The sequence below is a fragment of the Porphyrobacter sp. YT40 genome (assembly GCF_006542605.1).
Taxonomy (GTDB): Bacteria; Pseudomonadota; Alphaproteobacteria; order Sphingomonadales; family Sphingomonadaceae; genus Erythrobacter.
Genome location: NZ_CP041222.1, coordinates 3,511,167 through 3,527,578 on the forward strand (window position 1 = coordinate 3,511,167; position 16,412 = coordinate 3,527,578).

At 68.6% G+C, this 16,412-nt stretch carries 11 protein-coding genes; 8 read left to right on the forward strand and 3 right to left on the reverse strand.

The window, feature by feature from the left end:
• Nucleotides 1-18: 18 nt before the first annotated feature.
• The 8 genes from E2E27_RS16375 to E2E27_RS16410 are packed head-to-tail and all read left to right on the forward strand — an operon-like array spanning nt 19 to nt 10,703.
• Nucleotides 19-1,653: a TldD/PmbA family protein gene (locus tag E2E27_RS16375; protein ID WP_141460954.1), complete on the forward strand. Its 1,635-nt coding sequence runs from the start codon at nt 19-21 to the stop codon at nt 1,651-1,653.
• 23 nt (nt 1,654-1,676) lie between these two features.
• A complete protein-coding gene (locus E2E27_RS16380; protein WP_141460957.1) occupies nt 1,677-2,999 on the forward strand; it encodes a TldD/PmbA family protein in 1,323 nt (440 codons plus the stop codon).
• Nucleotides 3,000-3,027: 28 nt separating this feature from the next.
• A complete protein-coding gene (locus tag E2E27_RS16385; protein WP_141460959.1) occupies nt 3,028-3,759 on the forward strand; it encodes a DUF4159 domain-containing protein in 732 nt (243 codons plus the stop codon).
• A gap of 14 nt (nt 3,760-3,773) precedes the next feature.
• Complete coding sequence (locus tag E2E27_RS16390) at nt 3,774-4,757, forward strand: AAA family ATPase (RefSeq protein ID WP_199799082.1); 984 nt, start codon at nt 3,774-3,776, stop codon at nt 4,755-4,757.
• 3 nt (nt 4,758-4,760) lie between these two features.
• Nucleotides 4,761-5,657, forward strand: a complete 897-nt coding sequence (locus E2E27_RS16395) for a DUF58 domain-containing protein (protein WP_141460963.1) — start codon at nt 4,761-4,763, stop codon at nt 5,655-5,657.
• Nucleotides 5,654-6,796, forward strand: a complete 1,143-nt coding sequence (locus E2E27_RS16400; protein WP_141460965.1) for a BatA domain-containing protein — start codon at nt 5,654-5,656, stop codon at nt 6,794-6,796. Before E2E27_RS16395 ends, E2E27_RS16400 begins: the two co-directional genes overlap by 4 nt.
• The gene (locus tag E2E27_RS16405; protein ID WP_141460967.1) at nt 6,793-8,901 is read left to right on the forward strand and encodes a DUF4175 family protein; all 2,109 of its coding nucleotides are present in this window, start codon (nt 6,793-6,795) and stop codon (nt 8,899-8,901) included. The genes E2E27_RS16400 and E2E27_RS16405 overlap by 4 nt, the downstream gene beginning before the upstream one ends.
• On the forward strand, nt 8,901-10,703 hold the full coding sequence (locus E2E27_RS16410) for a carboxypeptidase regulatory-like domain-containing protein (protein ID WP_141460969.1): 1,803 nt from the start codon (nt 8,901-8,903) through the stop codon (nt 10,701-10,703). The genes E2E27_RS16405 and E2E27_RS16410 overlap by 1 nt, the downstream gene beginning before the upstream one ends.
• On the opposite strand, the gene E2E27_RS16415 is transcribed toward E2E27_RS16410, so the two are convergent.
• The 3 genes from E2E27_RS16415 to E2E27_RS16425 form a co-directional block, all read right to left on the reverse strand.
• Nucleotides 10,684-14,022, reverse strand: coding sequence for a S41 family peptidase (locus E2E27_RS16415; protein ID WP_141460971.1), 3,339 nt, complete (start codon nt 14,020-14,022; stop codon nt 10,684-10,686). The two genes, E2E27_RS16410 and E2E27_RS16415, sit on opposite strands and share 20 nt — an antisense overlap.
• Before the next feature lie 69 nt (nt 14,023-14,091).
• Complete coding sequence (locus E2E27_RS16420; RefSeq protein ID WP_141460973.1) at nt 14,092-14,889, reverse strand: lipase family alpha/beta hydrolase; 798 nt, start codon at nt 14,887-14,889, stop codon at nt 14,092-14,094.
• Between the two features lie 35 nt (nt 14,890-14,924).
• Nucleotides 14,925-16,397, reverse strand: a complete 1,473-nt coding sequence (locus E2E27_RS16425; protein WP_141460975.1) for a WS/DGAT/MGAT family O-acyltransferase — start codon at nt 16,395-16,397, stop codon at nt 14,925-14,927.
• Nucleotides 16,398-16,412: the final 15 nt, after the last annotated feature.

A 16,412-nucleotide genomic window follows, 5' to 3' on the forward strand; every position in this document is an offset into this window, starting at 1 on the left:
CGGTCGGGGAGAATTCACGTGGACAGACGCGACTTTTTGGCGCTCAGCACCTTCTTTACGGGCGCAGCGCTATCGCCCTCGATTTTTGGCAAGGCGATTGCGGCCGAGCAATTGCAGGACCGGATCGACATCGCCGTCAAGAAAAGCCTCGCCGATGCCGCGCTGGCCGCAGCGACGAGCGCGGGGGCGAGTTACTGCGATGTGCGCGTGGGCCGCTATCTGCGTCAGTTCGTCATCACCCGCGAACGCAATGTCGAGAACATCGTCAACACCGAAAGCACCGGCACCGGCGTGCGCGTGATCGCCGACGGGGCATGGGGCTTTGCCGCGACCGACGTGATGACCGAGGACGCGGTTGCCGCCGCCGCCCGGCAGGCGACCGCCATCGCCAAGGCCAATGCCCGCATCCAGACCAGCGCCGTCCAGCTTGCCCCCACTCCGGGCGTGGGCGAGGTCAGCTGGCGCACCCCGATCAAGAAAAACGCGATGGACGTGCCCATCGCCGACAAGGTCGCGCTGCTGATGGACGTGAACGATTCGGCGCTGAACGCCGGGGCGAGCTTCGTCAATTCGCTGCTGTTCCTCGTCAACGAGCAGAAGTATTTCGCCTCGACCGATGGCTCCTACATCGATCAGGACGTCCACCGCATCTGGGCCCCGATCACGGTTACCGCGGTCGACACCACCACCGGCAAGTTCCGCTCGCGCGAGGGGCTGTCTGCCCCGATGGGACTGGGCTGGGAATACATGGACGGGCGCAGCGAGGACAAGTTCGTGCTGTCGAACGGCCTCACCACCTACGGCATGTCCTACGACATGAAGGAGGACGCGATCGCCGCCGCGAACGAGGCGCAGGCCAAGCTGAAGGCGCCTTCGGTCAAGCCGGGCAAGTACGACCTCGTGCTCGACCCCAATCATCTGGGCCTGACGATCCACGAAAGCGTCGGCCACCCGCTCGAGCTTGACCGCGTGCTGGGCTACGAGGCGAATTACGCCGGCACCAGCTTCGCCACGATGGACAAGCGCGACGAGGGCTTCAAATACGGCAGCGACATCGTCAACCTGTTCGCCGACAAGACCCAGGTCGGCAGCCTCGGCGCGGTCGGTTACGATGACGAGGGCGTGAAGACCAAGCGCTGGGATCTCATCAAGGACGGCGTGCTGGTCGATTACCAGACGATCCGCGATCAGGCCCATATCGTCGGCAAGACCGAGTCCGACGGGTGCTGCTATGCCGACAGCTGGTCCTCCGTGCAGTTCCAGCGCATGGCCAATGTCAGCCTCGCCCCCGGCAAGACCAAGATGAGCCCCGAAGACATGATCGCAGGTGTCGACAACGGCATCTACATCGCCGGGCGCGGCAGCTTCTCGATCGATCAGCAGCGCTACAACGCCCAGTTCGGCGGCACGGTCTTCTACGAGATCAAGAACGGCAAGCTCGGCCCCATGATCGAGGATGTCGCCTACCAGATGCGCACACCCGAATTCTGGGGCGCGTGCTCCGCGATCTGCGACGAGAGCGACTATCGCATGTTCGGCTCCTTCTTCGACGGCAAGGGCCAACCGAGCCAGATTTCGGCGGTGAGCCACGGCTCCTCCACCACCCGTTTCGACGGGATCAACGTCATCAACACCGCCCGGTCGCTGGGCTGAGCTGCGCGCGAGGAGAGACAGACATGAGCATTCTGACAGAAGCGCAGGCCAAGGCCATTCTCGACAAGGTGATCGCCTTTTCGACCGCCGACGAAATCAGCGCGCAGATCGGCGGCGGGATCAGCGGCAATGTCCGCTTTGCCCGCAACGACATCTCGACCTCGGGGATCGTCGACAGCACCACGCTTGGCGTGCAGGTCGCCTTCGGCAAGCGCGTGGGATCGGCCACCATCAACCAGTTCGACGACGCCTCGCTAGAACGCGTGGTGCGCCGGGCCGAGGATCTGGCGCGGCTGGCCCCGGAAAACCCGGAATTCATGCCCGCCGTCGCCAGGCAAGCCTACACCGCGACCAACACCTACAGCGCCGCCACCGCCGCGCTGACAGCCGAGGCGCGGGCGATGATCGCCGAAGCCTCGATCCTGCCCTGCCGCGAACGCGGGCTGATTGCAGCCGGCTTTCTCGAAGATGGCGCGAGCTTCTTTGCGCACGCCAATTCCAACGGCAATTTCGGCTACCAGCAATCGACCGTCGCCGATTACACCTGCACCGTGCGCACCGAAGACGGGCGTGGATCGGGCTGGGTGGCGAGCAATGTGCAGGACGTGAGCGATCTCGACGCCGGCGACGACGTGCAGATCGCGATGCGCAAGGCCGCCGCCTCGGTCGAGGCGCAGGCTTTGGAGCCGGGCAAGTACACCGTCATCCTCGAACCGGCGGCGGCTTCGGGCCTCATCAGCTTCATGATGAACTTCTTCGATGCGCGCTCGGCGGATGAAGGCCGCAGCTTCCTGTCCAAGCAGGGCGGCGGCAACAAGCTCGGCGAACAGATCATGGACCCCCGGGTGATGATCTACACCGATCCCGCCCACCCCACCGTTCCCGCGATGCCGTGGGACGACGACGGGTTGCCGCGCGAGCGGGCGATGATCATCGACGCGGGCAAGGTCGCCAACCTGCAATACAGCCGTTACTGGGCGAACAAGCAGGGCAAGCCAGAAACCGCCGGTTGGGGCAACACGATCATGGAGGGCGGCACCAAGTCGACCTCGGAACTGATCGCGGGCACCGATCGCGGCATTCTGGTGACGCGCACTTGGTACATCCGCATGGTCGACCCGCAGACCGTGCTGCTCACCGGCCTGACCCGTGACGGCACCTTTTATATCGAGAACGGGCAGCTCAAATACCCGATCAAGAACTTCCGTTTCAATGAAAGCCCGGTGATCATGCTTAACAACATCGAGGAACTGGGCCGTTCGGTCCGGGTCGAGGATGGCAGCATGATGGTTCCGGCGATGAAGCTGCGGGACTTCACCTTCACCTCGCTGTCGGACGCTGTCTGACAGCGCATCACGAACGGGCGCGGGTCACATGAGCCACAGCGGCACGACCCGCGCCGGTTTCCTGAAGCTGCTCGGCGGCGCTCTCGCCGGTGCGGCGGTTCCCGCCCCGCTGGCCGCCCAGCGCGCGGGCGGGCCCGCCATGGGCGGCTATGACTTCTGGTTCACCCGGCTCGAATATAATTCGGGCGACTGGGACGTCGACCAGCGGATGCCCGCCAACCTCATCACGTCGCTGGTGGACTACACCAGCTTGCGGGTTGACCCCAAGGAGCACGTCGTCGACCTTGCAGACCCCCGGATGCTCGCCGCGCCCTTCTGCTATCTTGCCGGGCACAAAGCGGTCGAATTCTCCGATGCCGAACGCCGCAACTTCGAACGCTATGTGAGGAACGGCGGCTTCGTCTTCGTGGACGATTGCAATCACGACATCGACGGGTTGTTCGCCAAGTCCTTCGAAAGCCAGATGACCCGCATCTTCGGCGGCGATGCGCTCAAGAAGCTGCCGAACACCCACCCGCTCTATTCCAGCTTCTTCAAATTCGACGGCCCGCCTGCGACGTCCTTTGAACTCAACGGCTGGGGCGATGACCTCATTCACGATTACCTCAAGGGCATTACCATCAATGGCCGGCTGGGCCTGCTCTACAGCAACAAGGACTATGGCTGCGAGTGGGACTACGACTGGCGCAACAAGCGCTTCCTGGCCGAGGACAACACCCGCTTCGGGGTCAACATCATCATGTACGCGCTGAGCAATTGAAGGGTTCGCAAGGAGTGACGCAGATCGAAACGCAGACGGGCAAGCTCGGCGAGTTGAAGCGCGCGATCGCGACTGCGATCGTCGGACAGGAGGATGTGGTCGAACAATTGCTGATCGGCTTGCTTGCGGGCGGGCACTGCCTGCTCGAAGGCGTGCCGGGACTTGGCAAGACGCTGCTGGTGCGCACGCTGGGCGAGGCCCTGAGGCTCGATTTCCGGCGGGTGCAATTCACCCCCGACCTGATGCCGAGCGACATTCTGGGCACCGAACTGCTCGAGGAAGATCACGGCACCGGCCATCGCTCGTTTCGGTTCCAGAAGGGGCCGGTCTTCACCAACCTGCTGCTCGCCGATGAACTCAATCGCACGCCCCCCAAGACGCAGGCCGCGCTGCTGGAGGCGATGCAGGAAAAGACCGTCAGCTATGGCGGGCAGACCTACCAGCTCCCCCGCCCCTTCTTCGTGCTGGCGACGCAGAACCCGCTGGAGCAGGCGGGCACCTACCCCCTGCCGGAAGCCCAGCTGGACCGTTTTCTGCTGCTGGTGCGCGTCGGCTATCCCACCGCCTCCGAGGAGCGCGATATTCTTGCGCTCACCACCGGCAAGGCCGGCGACGCGGTGCCCTGCGTGATGGCGGCCGAGGACGTGCTGGCGCTGCAGGCGATGGTGCGCGAAGTCTACCTGTCGGACGATCTTCTCGAATGGATCACCACGCTTGTGCGCGCCACGCGGCCCGGCGATGCGCAGGCGCCCGGCGACGTCGCGACCTATGTGCGCTGGGGCGCAGGGCCGCGCGCGGGACAGGCGCTGGTGCTGTGCGCCAAGGCGCGCGCGCTGCTCCACGGCAGGCTGGCCGCCACGCGCGAGGATATCGCCGCGCTCGCCGCGCCGGTGCTGCGCCATCGCCTGCTGCTCAGCTTCGCCGCCGAAGCCGAGGGCAAGAGCACCGACGACGTTGTCGCCGCCCTGCTCGCGCATCTGCCTCCGCCGGCAGCCTGAGCCATGGGGCGCGCGCCGCTCGTGATACCGCCCGAAATCCGCAGCCGGCTGAAACGGCTGCGGCTGGCGACGCGGCGCGACATGGGCTCGCGCGGGTTCGGGATGCACGCCAGCCGCAACAAGGGCGCGGGCCTCGAATTCGCGCAATACCGCGCCTACGAGCCGGGCGACGAGCCGCGCCGGATCGACTGGAAGCTGTTCGCCCGCTCGGACAAGTTCTTCGTGCGTGAAGCGGAGGAGGAAAGCCCTGTCTCGGTCTGGATCCTGATCGACGCCAGCGCCTCGATGGGTCAGGCCGACCGCGCGCGGCCCGATTGGCAGCGCATCGATGCCGCGGGGCTGCTGGCGCTATGCATTGCCGAACTGGCGCAAATGCAGGGCGACCGCTTCGGCTGGATTGCGCTCGCGTCGGGCGGGCTGGGTCTCGCCGAACCGGCGGCGGGCCGGGCCCAGCGCGACCGGTTGCAGGTCGATCTCGCGAGGCTCGCCCCGGCGGGCACTTTCCCCGATGCGGCAACGCTTGCCCCGCTGTGGGAGCGGATCGGCGCCAATGACCTCGTGTTTTTCCTCTCGGACTGTTTCGACGAAGGCGGGATCGCGCTGATCGAGCGGCTCGCGAAGGCCGGGCGCGAGGTGCTGGCGGTGCAATTGCTGACCGTAGAGGAACGCGATTTCCCCTTCGACGGCGGCTACCGCTTCCTCGAACCGGAAACCGGCGAGGCGCTGATCGGTGACGGCAAGGCCGTGCGCGAGGACTTCCTCGCCCGCTTCGCTGGCGCGCGCGCGGCGCTGGCCGAGCGGCTCGACACGGCCGGGATCCGCCACACCGCGCTGGTGCTGGACGAAAGCATCGACCGGCCGCTTCACGTCTTCTTCGCCCGCGGAGCGCCGCCCCCGTGAATCCGCTGCTGCTGTTCCCCCTCGGCCTAGCCGCGCTCGCCGCGCTGGTGGTGCCGCTGCTGATCCACCTGCGCCGCCGGACAGAGGAGGTGCCGGTCGATTTTGCAGCGCTGCGCTGGCTCGATCCGCGCCCGCGCCCGCGCAGCCGCTTGCGGTTCGACGAATGGCTGCTGCTCGCGCTGCGGCTCCTGCTGGTGGCCTGCCTCGCGCTGCTGCTGGCGCGGCCTGCGGTGCTCGGGTGGAACGACGACACGCCGCAGGTGCTGGTTACGCCCGGTGTCGATCCCGCCGCCGCGCGCGCCGCTGCGGGTGACGAGGCAGAGTTGCGCTGGATCGCGCCGGGCTTCCCCGATCTGGCAGACGGCTCGTCCCTACCCGATGCGCCGGTGTCGAGCCTGATCCGCCAGTTCGATGCCGAGCTTCCGGAGGGCACGCCGCTAACGGTCCTCGTCCCGCCGGTGCTGGACCGGGTCGATGCCGGACGCCTGCGGCTCACGCGCGACGTGACGTGGCGCATCGTCGAAGGCCCTTCGCGGCCCGAAGATGCCGCCCCCGTACCCGCTCCGGCGCTGGCGGTGCGTCATGCCGAGGGGCAGACAGCCCCGCTGCGCTACTTCCGCGCCGCCGCGCAGGCGTGGAACGAACGCCCGCGCTTCGAGGCTGCAACAGGCGATGCGCTCCCGCCAGCCGATCAGGTGCTTGTTTGGCTCACTCCGGGCCCTGTCCCGCAGGCGGTCACCGACTGGATTACGAATGGCGGCACCGCGCTGCTCGGCGACACCGCCGCGATGGCCATGCCTGCCAGCGCGCAAATCCTATGGGCGGACGAGGCCGGGCAGCCGCTGGTCGAGGGCGGGCCACTGGGCGCCGGGCGGGTGCTGCGTTTCACCCGCCCGCTGGTGCCCGCAGCCATGCCCGATCTGCTCGCCCCGACCTTTGCCGAGAGTTTGCGCGATCTCGTCTCGCCCCCCGCGCCGCCGCCCGCGCGCGTCGATGCGGCCGCCTACGCGCCCACCGCAGGCGCCGCGCCCTATCCCCTGCCCCCGCGCGAACTCTCCGCTTGGCTGGCGGTGCTGATCGCGCTGCTGTTCTGCGCCGAGCGGCTCATCGCCACCCGTCGCAAGCGGTTCGCCGCATGAGCCGCCCGGTCGCCGCTGCCGAATGGCTGCGCCCCGCCCGCCGCCGCGCGGTTGCGGATCATCTCGCGATCTGGAGCCCGCTCGCGCTGGTGATCGGGGCGTTGGGATGGGCCGTCGCGGGAGTTGCGCTTGCGCTGGGCCTTTTCGCGCTCGCCGCAATCGCGCTCGCATGGAGCGCTCGGCACATGGCCGCGCGGTTCGACAAGGGCTGGCTGGTGCGCCGCCTCAATGCGTGGGAAAGCAGCCTCGAAGACAGCGCCGCGCTGGTCTTCGCCGCCGACGCGCTGACGCCGTTCCAGCAGATGCAGGCCGATCGCATCGCGACGCGCCTCGCCTCGCTCGACCCCGCACAGCTGGCCGATCGCTGGTCGCGGCGCCGCATTGCGCTTGCATGGGGGCTGGGTGCAGCAGCGCTGGCGACGATTGCGTGGTGGCAGATGCAGCGGGCCGCCCCGCTCCCGCTCGCACCGACCGCAGAGATGACCGCCATTGCTCCCGGCGCGCCGCGCCTCGTCGGGCAGCGCGTGCGGATCGTACCCCCGCCCTATACCGGCCTTTCGCCAAGCTTCTCCGACAGCCTCGACATCCGCGCGCCGAGCGGTTCGCGGATCGAGTGGACGTTCGGCTTCGACCCCGCGCCCGCCTCCGCAGCGCTACAACTGGTCGGCGGCCAGCGCATCCCGTTGTCGCAAGGCACCGACGGGTGGAGCGGGGCGCTGCGGCTCGATCAACCGGCGCTCTACCGCATCACCGCCGCCGCCATGCCGGGCGAAATGCCCGCCCACCGGCTCGAACCGATCCCCGACGAGCCGCCGCAGGTGCGCGTGGTCGAGCCGGCCTCGGGCCTCGTCAACATGGCTACCGGACAGCGCAGCTGGCGCATCGTCTTCGAGGCGAGCGACGATTACGCGGTCGATCCGCTCGCCCGCCTGACACTCACCACCGCCATCGGCCAGGGCGAGAACGTGCGCTTTGCGGAAGCCAGCCAGACCGTGCGCGGGACGGGCGATCCGCGGCGGCGGCGCTTCGCGATCGACCTGCCGCTGGCCGGTTTCGGGCTTGAGCCGGGCAGCGATCTGGTCGCGCAGCTGACGATCGCCGACACGCGCGCGCCGGGTCCGCAAATGGTGCGCGGCCCCGGCGTGATCCTGCGCTACCCTGCCCCACAACCCCCGCAGGCCGAGGGGCTCGACCTCATGGCCAAGCAGCAGATGCCCGCCTATTTTCGCAGCCAGCGGCAGGTGATCATCGACACCGAGGCGCTGATCAGACAGCGCGGCAGCCTTTCTGCCGATGAATTCATGGTGCGCTCCGACACCATCGGGGTCGACCAGCGGCTGCTGCGGCTGCGCTATGGCCAGTTCGTCGGAATGGAGGCGGAAGAAGCGCCCCGCCCGCCACTCCCCACCGCCGACAAGGACGAGCCCGCCGAGCCCGAACATTACGACGGCGACGGCCACGATCACGGCGCCGCGCCCGAAAGCCCGGTGTTCGGGTCGCTCGGCGATGTCACCGCCGAATATGGCCATGTCCACGACGAGAGCGAGGCGGCAACATTGCTCGATCCCGACACGCGCGAGCTTTTGAAAAAGGCGCTCGATGCAATGTGGCAGGCGGAGGTGAACCTTCGCACGGGGAAGCCGGAGGCGGCGCTGCCGTTCGAGAACACGGCCCTGGACTATATCAAGCAGGTGCAGCAGGCGAGCCGCATCTACCTGCCGCGCATCGGATCGCAGCAACCGCCGATCGACATGACGCGGCGGTTGACCGGCAAGCGCGTCGGGATTGTCGGCAAGGGCGCGCAGCTTACGCCCTTTGCGATCGACGATGCCGTGCCCGCGACCGCATGGCGCGCGCTGGCGCAGCCGGGGACGATCGATCTCACCGGGCTCGACCAGTGGGTGCGCGCCAACACGGGGCGCATCCGCGACCCGCTGAACGTGCTCGCTGCAATCGACCGTCTGCGCGCGGCCCCGCAATCGCGGGATTTGCGCGAAAAGCTGCGCGGCGCGCTGTGGACAGTGCTCACCCGCCCGCCGACTGCCGTGCGCCGCCGCCCGGATGGCGGCACGCTGGGCCGCCGCTATGCCGAGGGCCTGCGCTGATGCCCGATGCACAGACCCTCGTCGCGCTGCTGATTGTCGCGGGCGCACTTTTGGCGGCGGTGCGCTTGCTGCTGCTGCGGCGGCGCGGTTGGGCAGGGGGCGCCCTCGCAGCACTCTCACTGGCGAGCGGGGCACTCCTCTGGTGTACGCTGTTCCCGCCGTTGCTCCCGGTCGGGGGCGAGACGCTGGTCGTGGCGACTGCCGAGACCCCGCCCGACTTCCGCGCCGACCCCGGCGAGCGATTGGTCGCTCTGCCGGAAGCCCCCACCCTCGCCGGGGCCGAGCGCATACCCGATCTCGCCACCGCGCTGCGTCGTCATGGGCAAGTGCAGCAGCTGCAGATTATCGGACGCGGCCTCACCGCGCGCGATCGTGACGCCGATGCCGGCCTGTCCACCCGCTTTGACCCGCTGCCACTTCCGCGCGGCCTCGCCCGGCTCGATCCTCCTGCCGACACCCCGGCAGGAGGGCTCTTCGCCCTCGGCGGCGCGGCCAACGGGATGGAAGGCGGGTCTGCCGAACTGCTCGACCCGGCGGGCCGCGTGGTCGATAGCCGCGTGATTGGCGCAGACGGCGCCTTCACGCTCGGTGGGGCCGCCCGCGCGCCGGGGCTGACGACCTTCACCCTCAGGCTGCGCGGACGGGACAAGGCGCTGGTCTCGGACACCCCCGTCCCCCTTCGCACCCTCGCCGCGCCGCAGCCCCTGCGTGTGGCGGTGATCGGCTCGCCCTCGCCGGAGGTGAAATATCTGCGCCGCTGGGCCGAGGATGCGGGGTTCGACCTCGGTGCCAGCCTCAATGCCGGGGCAGGTGTCGATCTGGGCGGCGGCGTGCGGCTCGATGCCGCCTCGCTGCGCGAGACCGACGTGGTGATCATCGACGATACCGCGCTCGGCACCCTCGGCGGCGGCGGGCGCGGAGCATTGGCGCAAGCGGTGGCGGGCGGGCTGGGCGTGGTGGTGCGGATGACCGGCCCGGCCTCGGCCGCCGCCCGCAGCCAATGGCGCGCGCTGGGACTGACGGTGGAAGGCGGAACCGAAGCCGCGCCGGTCGCCCTCCCCCCGCTCGCCCCCGATGCCGATGCGCTTGCGGCGCTGCGCGGGCCAGGAAGCGCGGATGCGCCGACTGGTCTCAACACGCTCGAAGACCCCGTCCCCGAACTCGGCCTCTGGACGATCCGCGCCGGGTCGCAGCTCGTGCCCGCCGTCACCGATGCCGAGGGCGCTTTGGTGGCAGGCTGGCAGCACCGCGGACAGGGCCGGGTGTTGCTGTGGACTTTGCCCGAAAGCTTCGCGCTGGTGCTGAGCGGGCAGAGCGACCGCTACGCGCAGTGGTGGAGCAAGGCTCTCAGCGCCGTGGCCCGGCCTGACCGCCAGTTCCGACCCGCGCTGGCCCCGCTGGTGCAGACGGGGGAACGCATGGCGATTTGCGGACTTGCCGAGGGCGCGCGGATCACCGCTCCCGACGGGGCCGAAACAGCGCTCGCCATCGATCCGGCGGCGGGTGCAGCGGGTTGCGCGGCGTTCTGGCCGAAGGTTGCCGGGGTGCACACCATCATTCAGCCCGATGAAGAGGCGGAGGAACGGTTCGATTTCCTCGTGCTCCCCGATGGGGCCTTGCCGACGGTCCGCGCCGCCGAGACAGGCGCGGCCACTATGCTGTGGGCGGCGCGGCAGAATGCTCCCTCCGCCCGCACCCTGCCCGAGCGGCGCGGGCCGGCATGGCCGTGGCTGCTCGGGTGGCTGGCGCTGAGCGCAGCGCTATGGTGGGGCGAGCGCCGCCTCAGGAACGCGGGCGCGTAACGTCGCCCCCCGGCGTGCCGAGCCGCGGGAGCGGCTGCGGCACCAGCGCGGGCACGGGCTCGCGCGCGATGGTCTCGGTCAGCAGGCCGACAGCGGCTTCAAGCTGCGCATCGCTGCCTTCGAAGGTCGCGTGCGGCAGGTTTTCCACTTCGCGATCCGGCGAGACGCCGCGCCCTTCGACGATCCAGCGCCCGTCGATGGCGTATTGCGCATTTTCCGCCGCGCGCACCATGCCGCGATCGGCGAGGCTGTTGCGGTCCGACAGCCAGATCCCCGCCCCCGCCGTGCGCGTGCCCACCAACGGGGCGATGCCCAGCGCCTTGATCGCCGCAGCAAAGGTCTCGCCATCGGAATAGGTGCGCTCGTCGATCAGCACCGCGACATGGCCGCGATAGGCGTTCTGCATGTTGGTGGTGGCGATGCCGCTGCCGTCGGGCTCGGACCAGAAGGCCCAGGCGCGGCGCAGCAGCATGGCGACGATGAAGCTGTCGATATTGCCGCCGCTGTTGCCGCGCACGTCGATGATCAGCCCCGGCTTTTCGAGCAGCGGGAAATAATCCCGGGCGAAGCTGGCGAGATCGTTCGGCCCCATCGCGCGCAGGTGCAGATAGCCGATCTGCCCGCCCGAAAGCTGCGCGGTCGCGGCGCGCTTGGCCTCGACCCAGTCGCGGTAATTCGCGACGTAATTGCCATCCAGCGTCATCGGCTCGACAATCGCGCTGAGCCTGCGTCCCGCCCGCGTCAGATCGAGCCGCACCTGCTGCCCGGCCTTGGCGGCGAGCGCGTTCTGGAGATCGGCATGGCTGGCGACCGCGCGGCCATCGACCATGCGGATCACATCGCCTTCGCGCACGTCCACACCGGGGCGGCGCAACGGCGGACGCAGATCGACCAGATCGGCCTCGGCGCGCAGGATGCTGTCGATCCTGAGCCCGCTTTCGACCGGCGTGACCGTCGCACCGAGGAAGGCCATCGCCGGGTTCTCGCGGTCACTGCGCACCTCGCCGCCGCGCACCTGGCTGTGGAGGATCCCGATCTGCGAGGCCATCTCGCCCAGCACGACATCAAGCTCGGCGCGGCTGCCGATGCGGTCGAGAAACGGCTCGCGCGCGGCGCGCACCGCGTTCCAGTCGACCCCGCGCAGCGCCGGATCGTAGAGAAAATCGCGGTGCAGCCGCCACGCGTCGACGAACATCTGCCGCCATTCGGCGCGCGGATCGATGGTCAGCCGCCAGTCGCCCAGCCGCACCTGATGCGGGCCCGGCTTGTCGGGCTGCTTGGCCGCTGCAGGAACCAGCCACAGCTGCGGCTTGTCGTTCGGCCCACCAAGGATCAGCGCCGTCTCGCGGTCGGCGGACAGTTCCATGCCCCGCGCACCGGGGGCGAAGACCTCCTCGCGCGGGTCTTTCTTGTCGATCGCGACCGAGACCAGATCGTCGCCGCGCCGGGTGTAGAGGAACTTTTCGGTGGCCAGCAGGAAGCCCTCGACCCCCGGCTTGACCGGCAGTTTGTAGAGCCGCTCGGCCACCCCATCGAGCACGATATTGGCCTTGGCCTTGTCGGCCTTCGTCCCCTTGTCCTTGCCCTTGCTTGCCTTGTCCGCGCTGTCTTCCGGCGCGGCAGTCTCGCTCGCTTCGGTTGCGGCTTCGGGCTCGGCGGTGCGGGTCAGCTCGTTGTCCTCGCGCATCCGGAAACCGGACTTGGGATCGAGCTGGAGCGCATAGGCCTCCCCGCGTTCGCGGAAGGCGGGGCCCATGTTGCGATCGCCCCACGGCGCGCCGGGCGAAGGGGTGAAGTTGCGGTCCGAGAGGAAATAGAGCCACGCCCCGTCATGCGCGAAGGCCGGGGCATAGCTGTTGTACTTGCCCGAGGTCGCCTGCACCCGCTGCCCGGTCGCGAGGTTCTGGAGGATGATGTCGGCGGTGTTGCCGCCATTGGTCGTTCCCGCCTCGGCATAGGCGATGTGGCTGGAATCGGGCGCGAAGGCGAGGTCGAAGAAGGCATCGTCGCTCCCAGTCGCGTTGCGCGCCAGCAGCGTCACTCGGCCGGTGGCGACATCGACCTTCTGCAGCCGCGCCTCCTTGTCCCACAGCACGATGGTCTTGCCGTCGGGGGCGATGGCGAAGGACCAGATATGCGCGTCATAGCCCTTCGTGATCGGCGTCGGCGTGCCGGTGCCATCGGCGGGCATGGCGACGATATCGCCGCGATCGCCGGAATCGAGGATCATCATCACCCGCTTGCCATCGGGCATCGGCACCGCCTGCCGCGCGCGGGCCGCGAGCGGCACGGGCAGCTCCACCCGCCGCAGCTGGCCCGGCGCGGCGAGCGTCGTGCGCCCGCGCGCGGTCACCGCCACGCCCTCGCCCGAAGGCGCGATCCGCGCGCTCTCGAACCAGCGCAGCGGGTCTTCCAGCGCGCGCACCCGGGTCTGTTCGCGGTCGGTCACTAGATCGATGCCGAGCGTGCGCAATTCGCCCGTGTCCGCGCTGAACACGTGCAGATCGGCGCCGTTCTGAAGGAATATCTCGCCCCCGTCCTGATAGGCCTGCAGCACCGGGAAAGGCAGTTCGTCCGACATCCGGCGCACATCGCTGCCGTCCTCGGCGACCGACCAGACCGCGTCCTTGCCGCTCTTGTCCGAGACAAACCAGATGCGCCCGCCATGCGCCATCGGCATGCGGATCGGCGCACCGAAATCGGCGAGGAGTTGCACCGCTTCGGCCTCGGCGCCGCCATCCCAGCGCCACAGCTGCTCCATCCCGCCGCCGCGATAGAGGACAGCGTTGTCACGCGCCCGGGCATAGAGACCACGCCGGGTGACGAACAGCGTGCGTCCGTCCGCGCCCCAGGTCGCATCATTGGCGCGCCACAGCGGCACGGGCTGCGCCGCGCCGCCTGCCGGATCGACGGTGTGAAGCACTTCGCCCTGCCCGCCGCCCGTGATCGCGGAGGAAAAGACCACCCGGCCATCAGGCGTCCAGCCGATGGTGCGGACAAAGCCGCCCTCGAAGGTCACCCGCTGCGGCCTGCCGCCTGCGACCGGCATAACATAGACATCACGGTCGCTGTCATAGCTGGCGGTAAAGGCGATCAGGGTGCCATCGGGCGAGATGTGCGGCTCGCTTTCCTCGCCCTCGTGATTGGTGAGCCGGATCGCGCTCCCCCCACCGCGGGCGCTGCGCCACAAATCGCCCTCGCTGGCGAAGACCAGCACATCGCCGCTGGCCGCGGGGTGCTGGTAGAACCCCTCCTCGGCGGTCGCTGGCAGTGCGGCAAGGGCAAGCAGGCTGGCGGCACCGAGGAACAATGGCTTCATCGAAAGGCTCCGTGAATGGCAGGCCTTCCGTTCATGTCGCGCTTTGCCGAGGGGCGCAAGCAGCCCTGCCTAGTCGAGCGCGGTCCTGGGGAACATCCACCGCGTCGCGGAGGGCGGCACGAAGGGTTCCCAGCTGCCCTCGGGCTGCGCAAGCCGGTCGGCAATCGCGACCATCACGCTGGGGTTGACCCCCAGCCCGCAATGGCTGGCATAGACCTCGATATTCTCGGTCTGCGTCGGACCCGGCTTCTGCACCGACCCGCGCCAGTGGACGATCCCGTCAGTCTTGGTGAGGATCGAGGTCGTCGGCACCGGGGGCGCCTGATCCAGCCCGCGGAACCGCCCACCCTTCATCGCTTCGGGCTCCTTGCCGTTGAGCAGTTCGAACAGGCGCGCGGCGCTGGTGTGGTTGCGGTCGTCCGAGATCGGGCTGCCCAGCGTGATCACCAGCCGCACCCGGTCGGGGTGCAGCTTGGCGAGCTCGCGCGCCAGCACCCCGCCAAGGCTCCAGCCAACCAGCGAAACCTTGCGTCCGCTGTCGTCGTTCAAGCGCTTGAGCTGCGCCTCAAGCCGGGCGATCAGCGCATTATCGACCCGGATGTTGCGTCCGCTGTCCCAGCCATGGGCGTCATAGCCCAGCCGCGCCAGCAGCCGCCGCATCGGCAGCGTGGAGCTGTTGCTGGCCATGAAGCCCGGCAGCACCTTGACCGCGTGCCCATCGCCCTTGGGCAGGTGCGACAGGAGCGGGCGGCTCATGAAGAAAGCCCCCAGCTCGAATATCGCGCGCCCTTCCGTCAGGGTCCAGATCCGGTTCGGCGGGCGCGGCGGGGTTTCGCGGAAGGTGTCGGTGGCGGCGGCAGTGGCCATGTTTGTGTCCTTTGTCGTTCTGGTCTTGCGGCCGGTCATGCCGCCTTGGCCTTGCCGGGGGCGCGCTTGCGCCGCTTCGCAGGTTCGGGCTTGGGTGCGGGAGTAGCCTCAGTGGCCGCCGCCAGCAATTCGGCGAAACTCTCGGCGATGCAGGCGACATAGACATCGGGATCGGGCAGCAACTCGCGGTCGGCGGTGAAGGCGATGGTCGCCTCGTCGCAGTAAGACTGCACGACATGGCCGAGGCCGAGGCCGTCGGTCAGGCACAAGAGCCCCATCATGCTCTCCAGCCGCGCGCCGGCAAAGTGGATCGGCACCGGCGGGCCGGGCACATTGGTGACGATGGTGGTGAACGGCGGGGCCGCCCCGCGATTGGCGAGGCCCAGCCGCGTGTAGAGCTGCGCGCCCAAGGCCATGAACAGTGCCGGGGAGATCTTGCTCATCTCGGTCATGTTGCGCGCGCCGATGGCGTCGGACATGGCCTTGGAATTGGCGGTCTGCGAATAGACGAAGGCGAGGCGTTCGGCAGGGTCTTCGATATGGGTGCCGAGCGGCGCGATCATGGCTGCGACCTGATTGCCCATGTCGCCCTTCTCGGCGGTGGCGCGGACCGAGATCGGGGCCATCGCGGTGAGCGTCTTCTTCGGCAGGTCGTTCTTGGCGAGCAGATATTTGCGCATCGCCCCGCCGATGATCGCGAGAAACACGTCGTTGACTTTCGCGCCTTCGGCCAGCGCGCGGATCGCCTTGATCTCGGCGAGCTTGAAGCTCCGCCCTTCGACCACGCGGTGCGGGCTGATCGCGCGGTTGAAGCGCGATTTTGGGGCGATGAGATCGGGGCTGACAGTGAAGTCCTTGACCACAAGGCCCTTGATCGCCTTGGCCAAGCCCGGCGCAGCTTTGGCAGCGACTTCCAGCTGCCTCAGCGGATTGGTGACCGCATTGAAATAGCTCTTGCCGAGCAGTTCGATCGGGTTCGGGATACGCTCCGGCTTCCATGTATCGGGGGCGCTGGGCGGCGGATCGCCGGGGCGCAGGGTGTGGAGCGCCTCCATCAGATCGATCCCGCTCATCCCGTCGATCGCGGCATGGTGGACCTTGGTCACCATCGCAAAGCTGCCGGGGGTCACGCCGGGGACATTGTCCAGCCCCTCGACCACGGTGAACTCCCACGGCGGGCGGTCGAGATCCAGCGGGCGGGCGAAGATGCGCGCGGCTTGAATGCACAGCTGCCGCCAGTCGCCCGGCTTGGGCAGAGCGATATGGCGCACGTGATATTCGAGATCGAAGTCCGGATCTTCGACCCAGTAGGGGTAATCGAGATCGAACGGCACCCGCACCAGCCGCTGGCGCATGGTGCGGCTCAGCTGCGCACGTTCACCGATGAACTGCAGGATGTCCTTGAACCGCACGAAGCTGCCAGGCGCGGTCTGGGGATTGTAGACGAGGATCGAGCCGATATGCATCGGCGAATTGCGCGTTTCCAGCGCGACGAAGGACGCATCCATCCCCTGCAATTGGCG